At 42.8% G+C, this 22,324-nt stretch carries 22 protein-coding genes, 1 riboswitch and 1 other annotated feature; of the genes, 16 read left to right on the forward strand and 6 right to left on the reverse strand.

All coding sequences use genetic code 11. The annotated features are described in order from the left end of the window. Positions 1–97 precede the first annotated feature (97 nt). Positions 98–634: a TetR/AcrR family transcriptional regulator gene (locus HT714_RS03925; RefSeq protein WP_173225512.1), complete on the reverse strand. Its 537-nt coding sequence runs from the start codon at positions 632–634 to the stop codon at positions 98–100. Between the two features lie 132 nt (positions 635–766). Between HT714_RS03925 and HT714_RS03930 the strand changes: the two genes are divergently transcribed. Then, positions 767–1,624: a cation diffusion facilitator family transporter gene (locus tag HT714_RS03930; protein ID WP_173225515.1), complete on the forward strand. Its 858-nt coding sequence runs from the start codon at positions 767–769 to the stop codon at positions 1,622–1,624. Between the two features lie 61 nt (positions 1,625–1,685). Here HT714_RS03930 and galR read toward each other — a convergent pair whose 3' ends face one another. Beyond that, positions 1,686–2,690 (reverse strand): DNA-binding transcriptional regulator GalR, encoded by a 1,005-nt coding sequence (gene galR / locus HT714_RS03935; protein ID WP_173225518.1) that lies wholly within the window; start codon positions 2,688–2,690, stop codon positions 1,686–1,688. A gap of 163 nt (positions 2,691–2,853) precedes the next feature. On the opposite strand from galR, the gene HT714_RS03940 reads away from it, so the two are divergent. The 3 genes from HT714_RS03940 to HT714_RS03950 all read left to right on the forward strand — a co-directional run bounded on the left by HT714_RS03940 (position 2,854) and on the right by HT714_RS03950 (position 6,006). After that, positions 2,854–4,032, forward strand: coding sequence for a galactokinase (locus tag HT714_RS03940; RefSeq protein WP_173251525.1), 1,179 nt, complete (start codon positions 2,854–2,856; stop codon positions 4,030–4,032). Between the two features lie 18 nt (positions 4,033–4,050). Next, positions 4,051–5,532: a UDP-glucose--hexose-1-phosphate uridylyltransferase gene (locus tag HT714_RS03945; RefSeq protein WP_173225524.1), complete on the forward strand. Its 1,482-nt coding sequence runs from the start codon at positions 4,051–4,053 to the stop codon at positions 5,530–5,532. Between the two features lie 69 nt (positions 5,533–5,601). Continuing rightward, positions 5,602–6,006 (forward strand): PaaI family thioesterase, encoded by a 405-nt coding sequence (locus HT714_RS03950; RefSeq protein WP_173225527.1) that lies wholly within the window; start codon positions 5,602–5,604, stop codon positions 6,004–6,006. Between the two features lie 32 nt (positions 6,007–6,038). Here the strand turns inward: HT714_RS03950 and HT714_RS03955 are convergent, their stop codons facing one another. The 4 genes from HT714_RS03955 to HT714_RS03970 all read right to left on the reverse strand — a co-directional run bounded on the left by HT714_RS03955 (position 6,039) and on the right by HT714_RS03970 (position 9,563). Continuing rightward, positions 6,039–7,301 (reverse strand): nucleobase:cation symporter-2 family protein, encoded by a 1,263-nt coding sequence (locus HT714_RS03955; RefSeq protein WP_173225530.1) that lies wholly within the window; start codon positions 7,299–7,301, stop codon positions 6,039–6,041. Continuing rightward, positions 7,301–7,882 (reverse strand): xanthine phosphoribosyltransferase, encoded by a 582-nt coding sequence (locus HT714_RS03960; RefSeq protein ID WP_173225533.1) that lies wholly within the window; start codon positions 7,880–7,882, stop codon positions 7,301–7,303. The genes HT714_RS03955 and HT714_RS03960 overlap by 1 nt, the downstream gene beginning before the upstream one ends. A gap of 129 nt (positions 7,883–8,011) precedes the next feature. Further along, a riboswitch (purine riboswitch) is annotated at positions 8,012–8,107 on the reverse strand. A 230-nt stretch (positions 8,108–8,337) separates the two neighbouring features. Continuing rightward, positions 8,338–8,724: a VOC family protein gene (locus HT714_RS03965; protein WP_173225536.1), complete on the reverse strand. Its 387-nt coding sequence runs from the start codon at positions 8,722–8,724 to the stop codon at positions 8,338–8,340. 11 nt (positions 8,725–8,735) lie between these two features. Continuing rightward, on the reverse strand, positions 8,736–9,563 hold the full coding sequence (locus HT714_RS03970) for an exodeoxyribonuclease III (RefSeq protein WP_000767453.1): 828 nt from the start codon (positions 9,561–9,563) through the stop codon (positions 8,736–8,738). Positions 9,564–9,782: 219 nt separating this feature from the next. Here HT714_RS03970 and HT714_RS03975 point away from each other — a divergent pair, with 219 nt between their 5' ends. From HT714_RS03975 to HT714_RS04030, 12 genes are all read left to right on the forward strand, one after another. After that, complete coding sequence (locus HT714_RS03975; RefSeq protein ID WP_173225539.1) at positions 9,783–10,682, forward strand: type II CAAX endopeptidase family protein; 900 nt, start codon at positions 9,783–9,785, stop codon at positions 10,680–10,682. Next, a complete protein-coding gene (locus tag HT714_RS03980; protein WP_000006513.1) occupies positions 10,666–10,953 on the forward strand; it encodes an autorepressor SdpR family transcription factor in 288 nt (95 codons plus the stop codon). Before HT714_RS03975 ends, HT714_RS03980 begins: the two co-directional genes overlap by 17 nt. Continuing rightward, positions 10,934–11,575: an SdpI family protein gene (locus tag HT714_RS03985; RefSeq protein WP_173225542.1), complete on the forward strand. Its 642-nt coding sequence runs from the start codon at positions 10,934–10,936 to the stop codon at positions 11,573–11,575. Before HT714_RS03980 ends, HT714_RS03985 begins: the two co-directional genes overlap by 20 nt. Positions 11,576–11,701: 126 nt before the next feature. Beyond that, entirely contained in the window at positions 11,702–12,157 is a 456-nt protein-coding gene (locus tag HT714_RS03990) for a DUF3290 family protein (RefSeq protein ID WP_020900359.1), read from the forward strand. Further along, positions 12,154–12,789, forward strand: a complete 636-nt coding sequence (locus HT714_RS03995; RefSeq protein WP_042900454.1) for a DUF421 domain-containing protein — start codon at positions 12,154–12,156, stop codon at positions 12,787–12,789. The genes HT714_RS03990 and HT714_RS03995 overlap by 4 nt, the downstream gene beginning before the upstream one ends. A 54-nt stretch (positions 12,790–12,843) precedes the next feature. Further along, positions 12,844–14,589 carry an ABC transporter transmembrane domain-containing protein gene (locus HT714_RS04000; RefSeq protein WP_173225545.1) on the forward strand — a complete coding sequence of 582 codons (1,746 nt, stop codon included), beginning with the start codon at positions 12,844–12,846 and terminating at the stop codon, positions 14,587–14,589. Then, positions 14,579–16,321, forward strand: a complete 1,743-nt coding sequence (locus HT714_RS04005; RefSeq protein ID WP_173225548.1) for an ABC transporter ATP-binding protein — start codon at positions 14,579–14,581, stop codon at positions 16,319–16,321. The genes HT714_RS04000 and HT714_RS04005 overlap by 11 nt, the downstream gene beginning before the upstream one ends. A 206-nt stretch (positions 16,322–16,527) precedes the next feature. Further along, complete coding sequence (locus HT714_RS04010; protein ID WP_173225551.1) at positions 16,528–17,220, forward strand: sugar transferase; 693 nt, start codon at positions 16,528–16,530, stop codon at positions 17,218–17,220. 42 nt (positions 17,221–17,262) lie between these two features. Continuing rightward, positions 17,263–18,492, forward strand: a complete 1,230-nt coding sequence (locus HT714_RS04015; RefSeq protein ID WP_173225554.1) for a DegT/DnrJ/EryC1/StrS aminotransferase family protein — start codon at positions 17,263–17,265, stop codon at positions 18,490–18,492. 426 nt (positions 18,493–18,918) lie between these two features. Beyond that, on the forward strand, positions 18,919–20,097 hold the full coding sequence (gene trpB, locus HT714_RS04020; RefSeq protein WP_033676443.1) for a tryptophan synthase subunit beta: 1,179 nt from the start codon (positions 18,919–18,921) through the stop codon (positions 20,095–20,097). Then, positions 20,094–20,319: a binding site (T-box leader), on the forward strand. Its footprint overlaps the gene before it by 4 nt. A 71-nt stretch (positions 20,320–20,390) precedes the next feature. After that, a complete protein-coding gene (gene trpE / locus HT714_RS04025; RefSeq protein ID WP_173225557.1) occupies positions 20,391–21,752 on the forward strand; it encodes an anthranilate synthase component I in 1,362 nt (453 codons plus the stop codon). Further along, on the forward strand, positions 21,749–22,315 hold the full coding sequence (locus HT714_RS04030) for an aminodeoxychorismate/anthranilate synthase component II (protein ID WP_173225560.1): 567 nt from the start codon (positions 21,749–21,751) through the stop codon (positions 22,313–22,315). Before trpE ends, HT714_RS04030 begins: the two co-directional genes overlap by 4 nt. Positions 22,316–22,324 lie beyond the last annotated feature (9 nt).

Consider the following 22,324-nt stretch of genomic DNA (forward strand, 5'->3'; position numbering starts at 1 on the left):
TCGAAAATCAAATTCAAACCACGTCAGCTTCACCTTGCCGTACTCAAGTACAGCCTGCGGCTAGCTTCCTAGTTTGCTCTTTGATTTTCATTGAGTATTAGTCTTTAGAAATGAAAAGGTCTAGATAAAACTGGACAACTTCCTGATTTGTGAAGTCTTGCCCTTTTTTGAGCCACCAGGTCAATGTTTCGATAAAGTTGGTCACGACCAAGTGTTGGAGATAAGAAGCAGGCAGACTTGGGTGTGCTTCTTTCAAATCGTCAACCAGCATGGGGTAGACGTGGTGTTCCAACTCTCTCTGGAGTTGGCGGAGGAAGTAGTCATTCTTAGAGAATAGTAAACTGGTGATATGGTCTTGGTTTTTCTGAAAATGAAGAAAGAGATGGGCGAGATAAACCTTAGTTGAAATGGATTTTTCTCTTTCAAAGAGGTGATGGAAGAGGTAGCGGCAGAGCTCGTCCAGAAGCAGCTCCTTACTCTCATAGTGACAGTAAAAGGTGGAGCGTCCCACATCTGCAAGATCAATGATATCCTGAACAGTAGTGGTCTCGTAGCCCTTAGCATTCAAAAGTTGTAGAAAAGCTTGATAGATGGCTTTTTTTGTTTTACTGATACGGCGGTCAATGTTAGTCATATGGACACTTGAGGCAAATTGTTCAGAACTGAATAAAGCTGACCTTTTGCTTCTATCCTTTCTTTGAGTTTTAGTGGATAATGATAATGAACAAGATGTTCATAAATCTATTATAACAAAGGAATGAGAAATATGAAGGCAAAATATCCTGTTTGGCTAGCTTTTTTCTTAAATTTGACTTATGCCATTGTCGAGTTTATCGCTGGTGGAGTGTTTGGTTCCAGTGCAGTTCTTGCTGACTCGGTGCATGACTTGGGAGATGCGATTGCTATTGGGATCTCAGCCTTTTTGGAAAGTATCTCCAATCGTGAAGAAGACAGCCACTATACTTTGGGCTACAAGCGTTTTAGCCTTTTAGGGGCTATGGTAACGGCTGTGATTCTTATGACAGGGTCCGTTTTGGTCATTTTGGAAAATATAGCGAAAATCTTTCATCCACAACCGGTCAATGATGAGGGGATTCTCTGGTTAGGAATTATTGCGATTACTGTCAATGTGCTAGCGAGTCTCGTCATTCGCAAAGGACAAACCAAGAACGAATCCATTCTCAGCCTGCACTTTCTGGAAGATACCTTGGGTTGGGTGGCTGTCATCCTGATGGCCATTGTTCTTCGATTTACCGATTGGTATATCTTGGATCCGCTCTTGTCTCTTGCTATTTCCTTCTTTATTCTGTCAAAAGCCCTTCCACGTTTTTGGAGAACGCTCAAGATATTCCTCGATGCAGTGCCAGAAGGAGTAGATATCCAGAAAATCAAGACGGATTTAGCAGAATTGGATCATGTCGCTAGTATCAATCAGCTTAATCTCTGGACTATGGATGGTTTGGAAAAAAATGCCATTGTCCATGTTTGTTTAAAAGAGATGGAGCATATGGAAACTTGTAAAGAATCTATTCGAATTTTCCTCAAAGATTGTGGCTTTCAAAATATTACCATTGAAGTTGATGCTGACCTAGAAAGTCACCAAACACATAAGCGAAAAGTGTGAGTTGGAGCGGAATCATAGAGATTATTAGAGAAACAGCCTTGCTAGAGGTAGTTTTGTAATCCTAATCATTCCTCGTACTCTCTCTCAATGTCAGTCTGGTTCCCAGCATGGTCAAGCTGGGGATTTTGCGACCGTGGAGTACTTCCTTATTAAGAATATCCATGCCTGCTCTGCCCATTTCTTCGGTATAGACGGTGATGCTGGAGAGGGGAGGATAGACTTGCTTGGTCAGGCTAGTATCGTTAAAGGAAATAAGACTGACGCGGCCTGGCAGGCTGATTCCAGCTTCTTGGAGCGCACGGAGGGCACCGATGGCTAAACTATCGCTAGCTGCGAAAAATGCTGGCGGCAGTTGGTTTCCTAAGCTCTGAATGGCCTCCTTCATCAAGTCATAGCCAGACTGGGCGGTAAAGCTTCCTTGAAAGACCAGTTCATCATGATAGATTCCTTTTGTTTGACTGTAGTTCCTAAAATTTTCCAGTCGCTTATCCTCAATGATTTCTTCTTGGTCGGTTGTTTCTTCAAGGCCTGTTAGAATCCCGATGCGGTCCATCCCTTGGCTGAGAAAATAATCGACAACCTGTTTCATGGCAGTGTAAAAGTCTGTGATAATGCAGGTGTGTCCCAGCGAGAGGGTATCGCTATCTAGAAAGACAAGAGGTTTTTGGTATTCTTCAAAGGCAGAAATCTGAGCTCGGCTAAACTTTCCGATGCAGAGAATCCCAATCACTTCTTCGCTTAGGGTAAAAGGATGGTCATTAAAATAGCGCAAGATATCATAGTCCAACTCTTGGGCTCTTTTTTCTATGCCTAGGCGAATCTGGTAGTAGTAGAGGTCGTCCAGCTCCCCTTGTTCGCTGACCCATTGGATAATGGCAATCTTTTGCTTGGGCTTGTGGGACTCGCCTGTCTTGAGGTGCTTGGTGTAGCCCAGCTCTTCAGCAACGGTTAAAATACGGTGTCTGGTTTCTTCTGTAACAGATAGGCTCTGGTCGCGATTGAGGACGCGGGATACGGTCGCGATAGAGACAGAGGCTAGCTGTGCAATGTCTTTTAAAGTAGCCATAAATCCTCCTTGATTAGGTTAGTATATCATATTTTTCTGCTTTTTACTGATAGTTTAGTAAAATTTTAGTAAAAAGGATTGACCTTGGGAAATCCCTTAGATACAATATAAGAAAACGATTACACGTTAAGGTGACTTAACGGACAGTCAAAGGAGAATTCATATGACACAACATCTTACTGCAGAAGCACTTCGTAAAGACTTTCTTGCTGTTTTTGGTCAAGAAGCGGACCAAACCTTCTTTTCACCAGGCCGTATCAACTTGATTGGTGAACACACAGACTACAATGGTGGACATGTATTTCCGGCAGCCATTTCCTTAGGAACTTATGGGGCTGCTCGCAAACGTGATGACCAAGTCTTGCGTTTCTACTCAGCCAACTTTGAGGACAAGGGCATTATCGAAGTGCCTCTCGCTGACCTCAAGTTTGAAAAAGAGCACAACTGGACCAATTATCCAAAAGGGGTTCTTCATTTCTTGCAAGAAGCTGGACATGTGATTGACAAAGGTTTTGATTTTTATGTTTATGGGAATATCCCAAATGGTGCTGGCTTGTCTTCTTCAGCATCCCTTGAACTCTTGACAGGAGTCGTGGCAGAGCATCTCTTTGATTTAAAATTAGAGCGTCTCGATTTGGTTAAAATTGGAAAACAAACAGAAAATAACTTTATCGGAGTCAATTCTGGTATCATGGACCAGTTTGCTATCGGTATGGGGGCTGACCAACGTGCTATTTACTTAGATACTAACACTTTAGAGTATGATTTGGTACCACTTGATTTGAAGGACAATGTCGTTGTTATCATGAACACTAACAAATGCCGTGAATTGGCGGATTCTAAATATAATGAACGCCGTGCTGAATGTGAAAAAGCAGTAGAAGAATTGCAAGTTGCCTTGGATATTAAGACCTTGGGTGAATTGGACGAGTGGGCCTTTGACCAATATAGCTATCTGATTAAAGATGAAAATCGTTTGAAACGTGCTCGCCATGCTGTGCTTGAAAACCAACGTACCCTCAAAGCTCAAGCAGCCCTTCAAGCAGGAGATTTGGAAACATTTGGTCGTTTGATGAATGCGTCACACGTTTCCCTAGAGCATGACTATGAAGTAACTGGCTTGGAATTAGATACCCTAGTTCATACGGCTTGGGCTCAAGAAGGAGTTCTCGGTGCTCGTATGACAGGGGCTGGTTTTGGCGGCTGTGCCATTGCTTTGGTGCAAAAAGATGCTGTTGATGCCTTTAAGGAAGCTGTAGGCAAACACTACGAGGAAGTAATTGGATACGCTCCAAGCTTCTATATTGCTGAAGTTGCAGGTGGCACTCGCGTCCTTGACTAGTCAAAAGGAGGCTCTATAGTGACCTTAGTAGATAAATTTGTAACACATGTCATTTCTGAAAGTTCATTTGAGGAAATGGATCGAATCTACCTGACCAATCGTGTCTTGGCACGAGTGGGAGATGGTGTTTTGGAAGTTGAGACGGATCTGGATAAAGTGATTGACCTCAAGGACCAGCTGGTTGAGGAAGCCGTTCGATTAGAGACGATTGAGGATAGTCAGGCTGCGCGTGAAATCCTTGGTGCTGAACTAATGGACTTGGTGACCCCTTGTCCGAGTCAGGTCAATCGTGACTTCTGGGAAATCTATGCTCACTCTCCTGAGCAAGCGATAGAGGATTTTTACCGACTCAGTCAGAAGAATGACTACATCAAACTCAAGGCCATTGCTAAAAATATCGCTTATCGTGTTCCGTCTGACTACGGTGAACTTGAAATTACCATCAATCTCTCTAAGCCTGAAAAGGATCCCAAAGAGATTGCGGCAGCCAAGTTGGTGCAAGCTAGTAATTATCCTCAGTGTCAGCTTTGTCTAGAGAATGAGGGCTACCATGGTCGAGTTAACCACCCAGCCCGTAGCAATCACCGTATTATCCGCTTTGAAATGGCTGGTCAGGAGTGGGGCTTCCAGTATTCGCCCTATGCTTATTTTAATGAGCACTGTATTTTCTTAGATGGCCAGCATCGTCCCATGGCCATTAGTCGTCAGAGTTTTGAACGTCTGCTAGCTATCGTAGAGCAGTTTCCAGGATATTTTGCTGGATCTAATGCCGACTTGCCGATTGTGGGAGGGTCTATTCTCACTCATGACCACTACCAGGGAGGCCGTCACGTCTTTCCGATGGAATTGGCTCCCTTGCAAAAGACCTTCCGATTTGCTGGTTTTGAGCAGGTTAAGGCTGGGATTGTCAAGTGGCCAATGTCAGTGTTGCGTTTGACTTCAGATTCCAAAGAAGATTTGATTAACTTAGCTGATAAGATTTTGCAGGAATGGCGTCAGTATTCAGACCCTGCCGTGCAGATTTTGGCAGAAACAGACGGGACACCGCATCACACCATCACACCTATAGCACGTAAGCGTGATGGACAGTTTGAGTTGGACTTGGTCTTGAGGGACAATCAGACTTCTGCAGAACATCCTGATGGCATCTATCATCCTCACAAGGATGTCCAACATATCAAGAAGGAAAATATCGGTTTGATTGAGGTCATGGGTTTGGCTATTTTACCACCTCGTCTGAAAGCAGAAGTGGAGCAAGTCGCTAGCTATCTTGTAGGAGAAGCTGATACAGTTGCTGATTATCATCAGGAATGGGCAGACCAACTCAAAGCTCACCATCCAGACCTAACAGATAAAGAAAAAGCCCTTGAAATCGTCAAGGCCTCTGTGGGGGCTATCTTTGCTCGTGTGCTTGAGGATACAGGAGTCTACAAGCAGACAGAACAAGGACAGGCAGCCTTTATGCGCTTTGTGGAGCAGGTAGGAATTTTGCCAGACTAGGAGCTTTCTCCTTGCACAGTCCTATAAAAAGTAGTATCATAGTGTCGTTTGAAATATCAGGAGGAAACGATGAAAGACTTTCATTTTGACGCTATATCTGCCTTTGAAAATTACGAAATTGAACAAATGAGAGATGGTCACGTTGTGGTGACGACCAAAGTAGTGGACTCGTCGCTCAACTACTATGGCAATGCCCATGGTGGCTATCTCTTTACTCTCTGTGACCAGATCAGTGGTTTGGTGGTTATCTCGCTGGGGCTTGATGGAGTGACACTCCAGTCCTCTATCAACTACCTCAAGGCAGGAAAACTTGATGATGTATTGACAATAAAAGGAGAATGTGTCCATCAAGGTCGCACAACCTGTGTCGTGGATGTTGATATCACGAATCAAGAAGGAAAAAATGTCTGTAAGGCAACCTTTACTATGTTTGTCACAGGCCAAAGGTCAGAAGACAGACAGGTACGAATATAGATAACTAAAAAAGAGGCTCGCACCTCTTTTTCTTATTTCTTTTTATGATTTAATACTGCATTGAGGACAATGGCGAGTAGGCTGGCTACGACGATTCCGTTTGAGAAGAACATTTGGAAGGCTGTTGGCATGCTGACAAAGAGATTACTGTTGTTTAGTCCTACACCTGCAGCGATTGAAACAGCTGCGATAAGGAAGTTGTGTTCATTGTTAGCAAAGTCAACACGAGCGAGGATTTGCATCCCTTGAATCGATACAAAACCAAACATCACCAGCATAGCACCACCGAGGACAGGGCTTGGAATGATTTGGGCAAGGGCACCAAACTTAGGAAGGAGTCCAAGGAGAACCAGGAAACCAGCCGCATAGTAGATTGGTAGGCGAGTCTTGATACCTGATAATTTAACCAAACCAACGTTTTGTGAAAATCCTGTGTACGGGAAGGTATTAAAGATTCCTCCGAGAAGTACGGCCAAGCCTTCTGCGCGATAACCGTTGCGCAGGCGCGTGCTGTCGATTGGGTCTTTCGTGATATCAGACAAGGCTAGGTAAACACCAGTGGATTCAACCATAGACACTGTTGCGATGATACACATCATGACAATCGATGAGATTTCAAAGGTTGGCATCCCAAAGTAGAGTGGAGTTGGGACATGGACAAGTGGTGCTGCTGCAACAGGAGAGAAGTCAACCAAGCCCATGCTAGCAGCAATGGCAGTTCCAACAACCAGACCAATCAAAATGGAGATAGACTTGATAAATCCTTTGGTAAAGATGTTGATCAAGAGGATAATCAAAACAGTAATAGCTGCAAGTAAGAGACTTTGACCAGTTGGTTCTGGAACGTTATTTCCCATATTTCCAATAGCGACAGGAATCAAGGTTAAACCAATCGTGGTAATAACAGATCCTGTTACGATAGATGGGAAGAGATTGGCAACTTTTGAGAAGATGCCTGAAACAAGAACAACGTAAATCCCTGATGCGATAAGGGCACCAAACATAGCACCACTACCATGGCTTTGCCCAATCATAATCAAGGGAGCGACCGACTGAAAGGCGACTCCAAGAACGACTGGTAGCCCAATACCAAAGTGTTTGTTGAGTTGGAGTTGGAGGAAGGTTGCCACCCCACACATGAAGATATCTGTAGAAATCAGGTAGGTTAACTGCTCAGCCGAATAGCCAAGGGCTGTCGCAATCATGATGGGAACCAGGATAGATCCTGAGTACATAGCTAGTAAGTGCTGCAAGCCAAGAACGGCTGCTTGCGAGTGTTTTTCTTGAGTTTGCATTAGAGATCTGCCTCCTTAAATACGACTTGACCATTTTCAAAACGATCCAAACGAGCGAGTGATAGAACAGGGTAGCCTGCTTTTTCAAGCAAATCACGGCCATCTTGGAAGGTTTTTTCAATCACGATACCGATAGCTTGGACTGTGGCACCAGCTTGTTCGATGATTTGAATCAAGCCTTTGGCAGCTTGGCCATTAGCAAGGAAATCGTCGATAATCAAGACCTTGTCCTCTGGTGAGAGGAATTTTCCAGCGATAGAAACGGTGCTGGTTACCTGCTTGGTAAAGGAGTAAACTTCGGCAGTTAAGATTCCTTCGTTCATAGTGATATTTTTAGCTTTTTTAGCGAAAATCATGGGAACGTTTAAGGCTTCAGCTGTAAAAACGGCTGGAGCGATGCCTGACGCTTCAATGGTCACAACCTTAGTAATGCCAGCAGCAGCAAATTTTTCCGCAAAAACCTTACCGATTTCTCTCATTAGGCTAAAGTCAACTTGGTGGGTTAAAAAGGAATCCACTTTGAGGATGCTATCACCCAAGATATGCCCATCCTTGAGGATGCGCTCTTCTAATAATTTCATAAGACCTCCTAAAGTCTAAAAGCCAATTCATTTGCTTGTTTCAGATTTCTATCCAGTAAAACGGATAGAAAAAGGACCTACTTAATCTCTAAGTAAGTCCCCAAAATAGGCATGGCAAAAACGACCATACCTCACTGCTGACTTACTTATTGTTAGGTGTTCCGGCACCTTGTAGAAACGTCGTGCCAATTCACGACATAAACAAGTAAAACGATATTAAATTTTAAATAGGCTTGAGCCAATGTTTTTATTTTACACTAAATAACTTTAGAAATCAAATGTTTTGTTAGTGTTTTGGTTTGAAAAACGAACAAATATAAAAATGGGCAAGGATTAACTTATTGACTAACATTTAGAAGATTTTTTCATCATAAAAGACATATTATCAAGATTTTTCAAGACCTGACAATATGCCTCTTTCTAACTTTAAAGACTTTTTCCCAATCTTTATTGTTCTACTCGCTAAATCTTAAAAAATAGCCATCTGGGTCTAGAACTGCAAATTCATGAGGGTAGATATATTGTTCGCCAACTCGAAATTCTCTTTTTGTCAGGGGACGATGGATAGGATAGTCAGCTTCCAGCAGTTTTTGGTGGAGCTGAGGAGCATCTGCAATGCCAAAGGAAATATTGACACCGCGCCCGAAAGGATAGGTCAGCTGAGCTAATTCTTCTGCGCTTCCTTCTTCTAGCATAAGCTGGCAATCTTCAAGCGAGAGGAAGAGAAATTTCTCCTCTGGACGATCGTATTCGACAGAGAATCCTAGCAGGTCGCAGTAGAAGTGGCGTGATTTTTCGATGTCAGATACTACAAATTCAGGAATGACAGCTTGATAGTCCATTCGTTTTCTCCTTAGAGTTCAATCTCCAAGACAATCGGTGTATGGTCTTGACGAGCTCCTGAGTCGATCATATCAGACTTGGTCACCTTGTCAGCGATGCGGTTACTTGTGAGCCAGTAGTCGATTCTCCAGCCTGTATTGTTGATTTTAGAAGTTTTGCTGCGTTGTGCCCACCAAGTGTAGCGTTCGGGAACATCGCCGTGAATGTGGCGGAAGGTATCCGTGAATCCAGTTGCCAAAAGGTTGGTAAATCCAGCACGCTCCTCGTCGGTAAATCCTGGTGAACGGCGGTTGCTAGCAGGATTTGCAAGGTCGATCTCATTGTGGGCTACATTGTAGTCACCGGTTGCAAGGACTGGTTTTTCTTTGTCTAGTTCAGCCAAGTATTCAGCATATTTGACATCCCAGACTTGACGTTCTTCCAAGCGTTTGAGACCATCGCCAGCGTTTGGAGTGTAAACTTGTGTCACGAAAAATTCATCAAATTCCAAGGTGATGATGCGGCCTTCCAAGTCCATGGTAGAAGGGGCACCGATTTCTGGGAAAGTGACAGTGGGTGTGAGTTCTTTCTTATAGAGGAACATAGTACCAGCATAGCCTTTCCGGGCAGGCTCTTGAGAAGAGCGCCACGTGTTTTCGTAGCCTGGGAAGAGTTCTTCTAAAATTTCCAAGTGTTTCTTTGTAGGCCCTTTGGCAGAAAGCTTGGTTTCTTGGATAGCGATAATATCAGCATTTTCAGCGACCAAGGTTTGTAGGACTTCTTGGGACAATTTGGCACGAGCTGAGTCACTAGTTAGGGCAGCATTGAGGGAATCAATATTCCATGAGATAAGTTTCATAAAGTTACCTTTTTCATTCAGATTATAGATTTTATTATACCAAAAAAAGGTCTATTTCCCCAACGTATGGTTTGAAAAATCACTCTTTAGACTTTATCCTGAGAAAATAAAAATTCCCTAAACTATTTAGAAAAAAATCTAAATAGTTCTTGTATTTAGAATAGAAAGGTGTATAATGTTATTTAGAAAAACATCTAAATAGAAAGTGAAGTTATATATATGTCAAATAAGAGAACAATCCTTCTTTTTGTGGTCTTGGCCTATGCCCTTGCTTGGATAATATGGTTGGCACTATGGTTAAGTGGTGTTGGTCTAAATTCTCCATGGAGTCAACTTGCTAGTATTGTAGCTATGTGGATGCCTGCACTTGCAGTCTTTATTTTAGGGAAAATCACGAATCAACCTAGTGGAATCAAATCTAAATTAGTCGTGAATCTCAAGAGGAACTGGAGCTTTTACTTACTAGCTATCTGGTTACCAGCAGTCATCAGTTTTTTAGGAGCGGGACTTTATTTTCTTGTATTCCCTAGTAATTTCAGCCTTGGTTTTGAATCTATTCAAGCTATTTTACAAGAAAAAGGAGTCCTTCAATCAGCCATTCCCTTATCTTTCTTGGCTTTGATTCAAATCCTATCTAGTTTGACCTACGCTCCTTTTCTTAATAGTTTCTTTGCATTGGGAGAGGAAATTGGTTGGCGTGGCTATCTTTACCCAGTGCTAAGAGAACGCTTTTCACTAGTCCAGACTCATGTCTTACTTGCTCTCATTTGGAGTCTATGGCATTTACCAATCAATTTGCAAGGATATAATTATGGCCTTACTTATTTTGCTTATCCCGTTTTGGGAGTTGTTGCTATGTTTCTATCTTGTTTTAGCCTAGGAATATTGTTGAGCTGGTTGTTGGAAAAGACAGGTTCTATCTGGGCTTCTGCCCTATTTCATGGGGCAATCAATGCAACTGCAGGTCTTGGTTTACTCTTTCAATTACCAGGAGAAAAAATTTCAAGCCTCTTGATTTTAGGCCCATCACCGACAGGAATGCTATCAGTTCTACCTTGCTTAGTCCTATCCCTACTAATATTACAAAGGGAAAGGAGTCATTATGAGTTTTGCAAATAGCTTTAAAGCCTTATCTCATCCAGTTAGGAGAGAGATTTTGAATTTACTCAAAACAGGTAGATTACCTGCAGGAGAAATTGCCAGTCAATTCGAGTTGACTAGTGCAACTATTTCACATCATCTCACGATTTTGAAAGCAGCGGATTTGATTCATGAAATGAAAGAAAAAAACTTTATTTATTATGAGTTAAACACATCGGTTTTAGAGGATATAATGGTTTGGTTAGCAGATCTGAAAGGAGATCATTTTGATGAAGATAAAAATCAATAAGAAATTGGTATTATTTACGAGCATTCTCATCCTACTACCTTCCCTTGTAGGTTGTGTTTTCTGGAATCAATTACCAGAGGAGATACCCACTCATTTTAATCTACTGGGTCAAGCAGATGGCTACAATCATAAAGTGTTTGCTATCTTTGGATTGCCTGCTCTCATGCTTTTGATGCATTGGTTGCTTCTATTTATAATGATTAAGGATCCTAAATCTAGCAATATCAGTTCAAAAATACAAGTTTTGATTTACTGGATTATTCCTTTTGTATCTTGTCTATCAATGATTTCTATATACGGAGAATCTTTGGGTTATTCCATGATGAGTGGGCTACTAGCTCAGATTTTTATGGGAGTCGTGATGATCGTAATTGGAAATTATCTACCAAAAACACACCGAAATTATATAATCGGTATTCGACTTCCGTGGACCTTGGAGAGTGATAAAAACTGGAGAAAAACACATCGATTAGCTGGAAAAATTTGGGTATTAGGAGGATTGTTATTGTTTCTAAATTCCTTTGTGCAACTGTATGTTTACTGGGTATTCTTCTTGACACTTTTCTTTGTAGTGATAATTCCTAGTGTCTATTCTTATCAATTATCAAAATTAGAATCTTGAAACAGGTATTTGAGTCATTAGTTAGAGAAGTTGGTCTGATAAGTCTATTTCCCCAACGTATGGTTTGAAAAATCACCCTCTTTCGTTTATAATGAAGAATGATTTTATGAAAAGGAGTGAAAATAAATGAAATTTTACTCATATGACTATGTACTTAGCCAAATCAGTCAGCAAAATGGAATTATGATTGGCTTTGGGATTGTGCTCCTAGCTATCACAGGATTTTTTGCTTTTAAGGCTTATCGTGATAAAAAGGGGACTAAGTTTCGGGAATTGGTCATGATTTTGGCCTTGACTTTGGTAGCCATGCTTTTGGTGACGATTTCAAAATACCAGACCAATCAAGCCTCTAACAATCAATTTCAAACCTCCCTTCATTTTATAGAGGTCGTTTCCAAAGACTTGGGAGTGGATAAATCAGAAGTTTACGTCAATACTTCAGCTGCCACTGATGGAGCGCTTGTCAAGGTCGGTTCAAATGTCTACCGTGCCATGAACGGGAGCCAACCAGACAAGTATCTTTTAGAGAAATTAGAATTGCATCAAACAGACGCTATTGAATTGGTGGAGGTAAACAAATGACACTCAACTATATGGAAATTTTAATCAAACTGGCCTTGGGTCTCTTCTCGCTTGTTTTTGTTATCAATGTGACAGGAAAGGGAAACCTAGCACCTAACTCTGCGACAGACCAAATTCAGAACTATGTTCTTGGTGGTATCATCGGTGGGGTGATTTACAATAGTTCAATTAGTATTCTCCAGTATGCAGTGATTTTGATGATGTGGACGATTTTGGTCTTGACCCTCAAGTGGCTTAATAACAATGTTCGTTTTGTCAAACGCTTGATTGATGGGAAACCAACTCTCCTCATCAAAAATGGGAAGATTGACCCAGAAGCCTGCCGTTCAGTTGGTTTGTCTGCGTCGGATGTAGCCCTCAAACTTCGTAGCCAAGGGATTTTCCAGATGAAGCAAGTTAAACGAGCTGTGCAGGAGCAAAATGGCCAACTCATCGTGGTCCAAATGGGAGATGAAAATCCTAAGTATCCAGTTGTGACTGACGGTGTGATTCAAGTTGATGTTTTGGAATCGATTGGCCGTAGCGAAGAGTGGCTGCTTGACAATCTCAGCAAGCAAGGGCATGACAATGTAGCCAACATCTTTATCGCTGAGTATGACAAGGGTGCTGTTACAGTCGTAACCTATGAATAAGAAAAACCTGGGGTTTTGGCCTCAGGTTTCCATTTGCAATCAGAAAGGGATTTTATGTCCATTATTCAAAAACTTTGGTGGTTTTTCAAGTTAGAAAAACGCCGTTATTTAGTCGGGATTGTGGCCCTGGTCTTGGTTTCCGTCCTCAATCTCATTCCCCCCATGGTTATGGGGCGGGTCATTGATGCCATCACTTCGGGGCAATTAAGCCAGCAGGACTTGCTTTTGAACCTCCTTTATCTGCTTCTTGCAGCTTTGGGTATGTACTATCTACGCTATGTTTGGCGCATGTATATCCTTGGGACTTCCTACCGTTTGGGACAGATTATGCGCTCTCGCTTATTTGAGCATTTCACAAAAATGTCTCCAGCCTTTTATCAAACCTATAGGACGGGGGACCTGATGGCACATGCCACCAACGATATCAATGCCTTAACCCGTCTCGCAGGGGGAGGGGTTATGTCAGCGGTGGATGCCTCTATCACAGCTTTAGTGACCTTGCTGACCATGCTCTTTAGCATTTCGTGGCAGATGACCTTGGTTGCCATTCTTCCCCTGCCTTTCATGGCTTATGCCACCAGTCGTTTAGGGAGAAAGACCCACAAGGCCTTTGGTGAATCCCAAGCAGCCTTTTCCGAACTTAATAACAAGGTACAGGAGTCTGTATCAGGTATTAAAGTGACCAAGTCTTTCGGTTATCAGTCTAATGAATTGGCCTCTTTTCAGGAAGTAAATGAATTGACCTTCCAAAAGAACCTCCAAACCATGAAATACGATAGTCTCTTTGACCCTATGGTTCTCTTATTTGTTGGTTCATCCTATGTTTTAACGCTTTTGGTCGGCTCCTTGATGGTTCAGAAAGGGCAAATCACGGTTGGGAATCTAGTTACCTTTATCAGCTACTTGGATATGCTAGTTTGGCCTCTTATGGCCATCGGCTTCCTCTTTAATATTACTCAGCGAGGGAAGGTTTCCTATCAGCGGATTGAGGAACTTTTGTCTCAGAAATCACCTGTACAAGACCCTGAGTTTCCTTTAGATGGTATCGAAAATGGGCGTTTGGAGTACGCTATTGACAGCTTTGCCTTTGAAAATGAGGAAACACTGACAAATGTTCACTTTAGTTTGGAAAAAGGGCAAACATTGGGCTTGGTTGGTCAGACAGGCTCTGGAAAAACGTCTTTAATCAAACTCCTCTTGCGTGAGTATGATGTTGACAAGGGAGCCATTTATCTAAACGGTCACGATATTCGTGACTATCGTCTGACAGACCTTCGCAATCTCATGGGCTACGTCCCTCAGGACCAGTTCCTCTTTGCGACTTCAATCTTAGACAATATTCGCTTTGGCAATTCTAAACTGCCTCTTTCAGCTGTCGAGGAAGCTACTAAGCTAGCCCAAGTTTACCAAGATATTGTAGCCATGCCTCAGGGATTTAATACGCTGATTGGTGAAAAGGGAGTCAGTCTTTCTGGTGGTCAAAAGCAGCGTCTGGCCATGAGTCGGGCTATGATTTTAGACCCTGATATCTTGATTTTGGATGATTCTTTGTCGGCTGTGGATGCCAAGACGGAGTATGCGATTATCGACAACCTTAAGGAGACGCGAAAGGACAAGACAACCATTATTACGGCTCATCGCCTCAGTGCGGTTGTCCATGCAGATCTGATTTTAGTCCTGCAAAATGGTCAAATTATCGAACGAGGCAGGCACGAAGACTTGCTAGCCTTGGATGGCTGGTATGCCCAAACCTACCAGTCTCAGCAGCTGGAAATGAAGGGAGAAGAAGATGCAGAATAAGAAAGAACAATGGACTGTATTGAAGCGCTTGATGTCCTATCTCAAGCCTTACGGCCTCCTGACCTTTTTAGCACTCAGTTTTCTCCTAGCGACGACGGTCATTAAAAGTATCATTCCCCTTGTGGCTTCCCATTTTATTGACCAGTATCTCAGCAATCTCAACCAACTCGCAGTAACCGTTTTGCTGGTCTATTATGGCCTTTATATCCTACAAACTCTGGTCCAGTATGTCGGTAATCTTCTCTTTGCACGGGTGTCATACAGTATTGTTAGAGATATTCGTCGGGATGCTTTTGCCAATATGGAAAAACTGGGTATGTCTTACTTTGACAAGACGCCAGCAGGCTCCATCGTCTCTCGTTTGACAAATGACACCGAGACTATCAGTGATATGTTTTCGGGGATTTTATCTAGCTTTATCTCAGCAGTTTTCATCTTTCTGACAACTCTTTATACCATGTTAGTATTGGATTTTCGTTTGACAGCTTTAGTCTTGCTCTTTCTCCCCTTGATTTTCCTTTTGGTCAATCTCTATCGGAAAAAGTCCGTCAAGATTATCGAGAAAACCAGAAGTCTCTTGTCAGATATCAATAGTAAGCTGGCAGAGAACATCGAGGGAATCAGAATAATCCAGGCCTTTAATCAAGAGAGGCGCCTGCAGGCAGAATTTGATGAAATCAACCAAGAACACTTGGTCTATGCCAACCGTTCTGTAGCCTTGGATGCCCTCTTTTTGAGACCTGCCATGAGTTTGCTGAAACTTCTAGGCTATGCAGTTTTAATGGCCTATTTTGGCTATCGTGGCCTTTATCTGGGAATAACAGCAGGGACCATGTATGCCTTTATCCAGTACATCAATCGTCTCTTTGACCCCTTGATTGAGGTGACGCAAAATTTTTCGACCCTTCAAACTTCCATGGTGTCTGCAGGTCGTGTATTTTCTCTGATCGACGAGAGGATCTATGAGCCTCATCAAGAAGATGGGCAGGCTAAAGTCAAAGAAGGCAATATTCGATTCGAACATGTGTGCTTCTCATATGATGGCAAACATCCGATTCTGGATGACATTTCTTTCTCTGTTAACAAGGGTGAGACCATTGCTTTTGTAGGTCATACAGGTTCTGGGAAATCGTCTATTATCAATGTTCTCATGCGCTTTTATGAATTTCAGTCAGGGCGAGTTCTCTTGGATGATGTGGATATTAGGGACTACAGTCAGGAAGAACTGAGAAAAAATATCGGGCTGGTCTTGCAGGAACCCTTCCTCTATCATGGGACCATTAAGTCCAATATCGCCATGTACCAAGACATTAGTGATGAGCAGGTCCAGGATGCGGCAGCCTTCGTGGATGTAGATTCCTTTATTCAGGAACTTCCTTTGGGCTATGATTCCCCTGTTTCCGAGCGTGGTTTGAGTTTTTCAACTGGACAGCGTCAGCTTCTTGCCTTTGCTAGAACAGTCGCCAGTCAGCCTAAAATCCTGATTTTGGATGAAGCGACAGCCAATATTGACTCTGAAACAGAAAGTCTGGTTCAAGCTTCTCTGGCTAAGATGAGACAGGGACGAACAACCATTGCCATCGCCCACCGCCTTTCTACCATCCAAGATGCCAACTGTATCTACGTATTGGACAAGGGGCGCATTATCGAGAGTGGAACCCATGAGGAACTCTTGGCTTTGGGTGGAACCTACCACAAGATGTATAGCTTGCAGGCAGGGGCCATGTCTTAATATTCTTTGAAAATCTCTTAAAACCATGTCAGCTTTATCTGCAATCTCAAAGCTGTACATTGATCAGCCTGTGGCTAGCTCTTTGATTTTCATTGAGCATAAGAAGGAAATCCTTCAAATTACAGATTTCTTTCACCGCCTTTTCCATTTTGTGGTATAATGAAAAATGTTGACAAATAGTATAATAAAAACAAAGGAGAAACAGCATGCTGAAATGGGAAGACTTGCCCGTGGAAATGAAATCAAGCGAGGTTGAGTCTTACTACCAGCTTGTCTCTAAAAGGAAGGGTTCGCTGATTTTTAAGCGTTGTTTGGACTGGGTTCTGGCCTTGGTCTTACTGGTTCTGGCCTCTCCCATCTTTCTCATCTTGAGCATTTGGATCAAGTTGGATAGCAAGGGACCAGTGATTTACAAGCAAGAGCGCGTGACCCAGTACAATCGACCTTTCAAGATTTGGAAGTTCCGTACCATGGTGACGGATGCGGATAAAAAAGGGAGTCTGGTGACTTCTGCTAACGATAGCCGCATTACCAAGGTTGGCAATTTTATCCGCCGTGTCCGTTTGGACGAACTGCCTCAGCTGGTGAATGTCCTTAAAGGCGAAATGTCCTTTGTCGGTACACGACCTGAAGTGCCACGCTACACAGAGCAGTATAGCCCTGAAATGATGGCAACCTTGCTTTTACCAGCAGGGATTACCTCTCCAGCCAGCATTCACTACAAGGATGAGGACACTATTATCAGTCAAATGACCGAAAAAGGCCTGTCAGTTGACCAAGCCTATGTCGAACATGTCCTTCCTGAAAAGATGCGCTATAACCTTTCTTATCTCCGAGAATTTAGTTTCCTTGGAGACATCAAAATTATGTTTCAAACCGTGTTTGAAGTGCTAAAATAAAGTAGTCATGAGAAAATGAGTACAGATAAAAGGAGCAAATCAATGCCAAATTACAATATTCCATTTTCACCACCCGATATTACGGAAGCAGAAATTGCTGAAGTAGCGGATACTCTTCGTTCTGGTTGGATTACAACAGGTCCTAAGACAAAAGAACTAGAGCGTCGCTTGTCTCAATACACACAGACGCCTAAGACTGTCTGCCTCAACTCTGCGACTGCCGCTCTTGAGTTGATTTTGCGTGTTTTGGAAGTGGGGCCTGGTGATGAAGTCATCGTTCCAGCTATGACTTACACAGCTTCATGTAGTGTCATCACGCACGTGGGAGCAACCCCTGTCATGGTGGATATCCAAGCAGATACGTTTGAGATGGACTATGATCTGCTGGAGCAAGCTATCACTGAGAAAACTAAGGTGATCATCCCAGTAGAGCTCGCAGGGATTGTTTGCGATTATGACCGTTTGTTCCAAGTCGTGGAGAAAAAACGTGATCTCTTTACTGCGTCAAGCAAGTGGCAAAAAGCCTTTAACCGTATCGTGATTGTTTCTGATAGTGCCCATGCTTTGGGATCAACATATAAAGGACAACCAGCTGGTTCTATCGCTGACTTTACATCCTTCTCTTTCCATGCTGTTAAGAACTTTACAACAGCTGAGGGAGGAAGTGCGACTTGGAAAACAAGTCCAGCGATTGATGACGAAGAGATGTACAAAGAATTCCAAATCCTTTCCCTTCACGGGCAAACTAAGGATGCTCTTGCCAAGATGCAACTGGGTTCATGGGAATACGATATCGTCACACCAGCCTACAAGTGCAATATGACAGATATAATGGCATCACTTGGATTGGTACAATTGGATCGTTACCCAAGTTTGCTTGGCCGTCGTAAGGACATCGTGGACCGTTATGATCGTGGTTTTGCAGGTTCTCGTATCTATCCATTGGCACACAAGACTGAAACTGTCGAATCTTCACGCCACCTCTACATCACCCATGTAGAAGGAGCAAGTTTAGAAGAGCGCAACCTCATCATCCAAGAATTAGCCAAAGCAGGAATTGCAAGTAACGTCCACTACAAACCACTTCCGCTCTTGACAGCTTATAAGAATCTTGGCTTTGATATGGCGAACTATCCTAAGGCTTATGCCTTCTTTGAAAATGAAATTACTCTCCCTCTTCATACTAAACTAAGCGATGAAGAAGTGGACTATATCATTGAGACTTTCAAAACAGTTTCTGAAAAAGTACTAGCTTCATCAAAAAAATTGTAAAAAAGTCTTGACAAAGAAAAAACAAAGTATTAAAATAAGTTCAACAAATCAGAAAAGTAACTATTTTTGATCTTCAGGGAGCCTGTGGTGATTGTGAACAGGTGGTTGGAAGTAGTGAAAGTGGGCTGATTTTAAAAATGAATTTGAAACAATGAAAATTCGGTGCGCACACCTTACAGTGCAACTTGTTGTTAGACAAGGCAGAGATGTAAAGGGATAGTCCCTTTATAATTGAGGTGGCACCGCGTTACCAACGCCCTCACACGGAAGTATTTTCTGTGTGTGGGCTTTTTTCTATCCGTCATTTTGTTTATCTTTTATTAGGGCGTTAAGTCGCTTTGATGAACTTGAGTTCTATCTGCAGCTCCTTGCCTACTACTAAAAGCAAACAAAAAGTCGAATAAATACTGAAAGAGGAAAAATTTTATGACAACTAAAGGTTATTTTGGACAATTTGGTGGTAGTTTTGTACCGGAGCCGATTCAGGCTTTGTTGGATGAGTTGGAAGTGACATTTGAAAAGTACAAGGATGATCCAGAATTTTTGGCAGAATTTCGCCATTACTTGAAGGACTATTCAGGTCGCGAAACACCGCTCTATTTTGCAGAAAGTTTGACAGAGCACCTAGGTGGTGCTAAGATTTATCTCAAGCGCGAAGACCTTAACCACCTTGGTTCTCACAAACTTAACAATGTTTTAGGACAAATTCTTCTTGCCAAACGTATGGGCAAAAAACGAGTGATCGCGGAAACAGGAGCTGGTCAGCACGGTGTTGCGACAGCAGCGGCTGCAGCCAAGTTTGGTATGGCCTGTGACGTCTACATGGGGGCAGAAGATGTGGAACGTCAACGTCTCAATGTTTTCCGTATGGAGATGATGGGAGCAACTGTTCATGCAGTTGAAACGGGAACACGAACTCTTAAGGATGCGGTTGATGCAGCCTTTGGAGCATGGATGAATGACCTTGAAGCCTTTTATGTTCTGGGATCTGCTGTGGGACCTCACCCATATCCAACCATTGTTCATGAGTTCCAAAAAGTCATCAGTGAAGAATCTCGCCGTCAAATCTTAGAAAAAGAAGGACGCTTACCAGACTATGTCATTGCTTGTGTAGGTGGTGGTTCTAATGCTATTGGTGCATTTTCTCAGTATGTGGCTGATGAAGAAGTTAAATTGGTTGGGGTCGAAGCTGCTGGTCACGGACTTGACACAGACAAGCACGCAGCTACTATGACAAAAGGTAGTATCGGAATTGTCGACGGCATGAAGACTTATGCAGTCTTTAAGGAAGATGGAGAGTTGGCTCCAGTTTACTCTATCTCAGCTGGATTGGACTATCCAGGGGTTGGCCCAGAACACGCCTACTTCAAAGATTCAGGTCGCGTGGAATATGTGGCTGCGACGGATGAAGAAGCTGTTCAGGCTCTCCTCCTTCTCAGCAAGACTGAAGGAATTATCCCAGCGATTGAAAGTTCGCACGCTATCGCAGAAGCAGTTAAACGTGCACCAAAACTAAGTAAAGATGATATTATCATCATCAATGTCTCTGGTCGTGGAGACAAGGACGTAGCTGCGATTGCAGACTACCTAGAAGCTAAAAAATAAAAGATGGAAAAATTACAGTCTTTTCTCTCACAGAGAGCTTGTGGTTGCTGGAAACAAGCAGAGAAAGCTGTAAGGTTGGGTCCATCTGAAACAAGAGAAGAAAACATAATTCTCAAGGGAGTGCCCTTTATCGCACAGCCTGTTACAGAATCTTTCTAAGACAGGAATGAGAGATAGGAGAAATCCTATAATTGAGGTGGCACCGCGAATTTCGTCCTCACGCAAGTTATTTTGCGTGGGGATTTTTCATACAGTCGCCACAGACTAGAATTAGAACTGAAAGGGAAATTACAATGGAACGAATCATTCATGGAGATGTCTTATCACCAATCTTGGCTTATATGCGCCTAAAGGGGCAACACAAGGTTATCTTAGAGAGTATTCCGAGAGACAAGGAAACCGCTCGTTTTTCTATCCTAGCCTATAATCCAGTTTTTGAGATTAAGTTTGAAAATGGAGTCCTTTATCAAAATGGTCAAGTGATTGATCGGGATCCTTTGGATTTCCTTTATGAAGTGGCTCATAAGAGCCAGCACCATTCAGACCTACCTTTTGGTGGGGGAGCTATTGGCTTTGTTGGTTACGATATGATTTCGCTCTATGAAGAAATTGGTCAAATCCCTGAGGATACCATTGGAACGCCAGACATGCATTTCTTTGTCTATGAGAGTTACATAGTTTTTGACCACAAGAAGGAAAAAATTCATGTTATAGAGGATGCTCTTTACAGCGAGCGCAGTCAAGAAGATTTGGAAGAAGCCTTGAACCAAGTGCTGGAGGAATTACGCATCCCTGCTCCAAATGAATTTGAAGATTTGGATTTATCTCCGCTGGACTTCAAACCGCATATCGCTCCTCAGAAGTTTGAGGAAATGGTGGAAACAGCTCGTGACTTGATTCGTAACGGGGATATGTTCCAATGTGTACTCAGTCAGCGCTTCTCAGCAGAGGTTACTGGAAATCCATTTGACTTCTACAGAAATCTTCGCGTGACCAATCCATCTAATTATCTCTATTTCTATGATTTTGATGATTACCAAATCATCGGTGCCAGTCCTGAAAGTTTGGTTTCAGTCAAAAATGGCATCGTGACAACCAATCCGATTGCGGGAACGAGACCAAGAGGGGCTACGGAAGAAGAGGACAAGGCCTTGGCGACAGATTTACTTTCTGATGAGAAGGAAACAGCAGAACATCGGATGCTAGTAGATTTGGGACGTAATGATATCGGTCGCATTTCTGAAACGGCCAGTGTCCAAGTTACTAAGTATATGGAAGTGGAGCTCTTCCGCTATGTCATGCATTTGACCAGCGTGGTCAAGGGGCGTTTGCTTCCAGAACTCACTGCAATGGATGCCTTGAAATCAACACTTCCTGCTGGAACAGTGTCAGGAGCACCAAAGATTCGTGCTATGAGACGCATCTATGAACTGGAAACGGAAAAACGTGGCGTATACGCAGGAGCGATTGGCTACTTGTCTGCGACAGGTGATATGGATTTTGCCATTGCCATCCGAACTATGATTCTCAAAAATCAAACAGCTTATGTGCAGGCTGGGGCAGGGATTGTCTATGACTCCATCGCCCAAAACGAATACCAAGAAACCATTAACAAGGCTAAATCTATGACTAGAATTGGAGAACTAAGACCATGATTTTATTGATTGACAACTATGATTCTTTTACCTATAACTTGGCGCAATACATTGGGAATTTTGCAGAAGTGCAGGTCTTGAGAAATGATGATCCCAAGCTGTATGAAGAAGCTGAAAAAGCAGATGGTCTGGTCTTTTCTCCTGGTCCTGGTTGGCCAGTTGATGCTGGTAAGATGGAAGACATGATTCGTGACTTTGCAGTCAAGAAGCCGATTCTAGGGATTTGTTTGGGCCACCAAGCCATTGCAGAAGTCTTTGGTGGTAAGCTAGGCTTGGCTCCAAAAGTCATGCATGGGAAACAGAGCAATATCAGCTTTGAAGCCCCATCTGTATTGTATCAAGGCATTGAGGACGGCCGTGCGGTCATGCGTTACCACAGTATTTTGATTGAAGAAATGCCAGAAGACTTTGAAGTGACAGCTCGTTCGACTGATGACCAAGCTATTATGGGAATTCAACACAAATCCCTTCCAATTTATGGATTCCAGTACCATCCAGAAAGTATCGGAACGCCAGATGGCTTGTCTTCTATTCGGAATTTTATCGAGAATGTTGTAAAGTGAGGAAACTAG

Source organism: Streptococcus sp. 3705 (genome assembly GCF_013277145.1).
In the GTDB taxonomy this organism is placed as follows: domain Bacteria; phylum Bacillota; class Bacilli; order Lactobacillales; family Streptococcaceae; genus Streptococcus.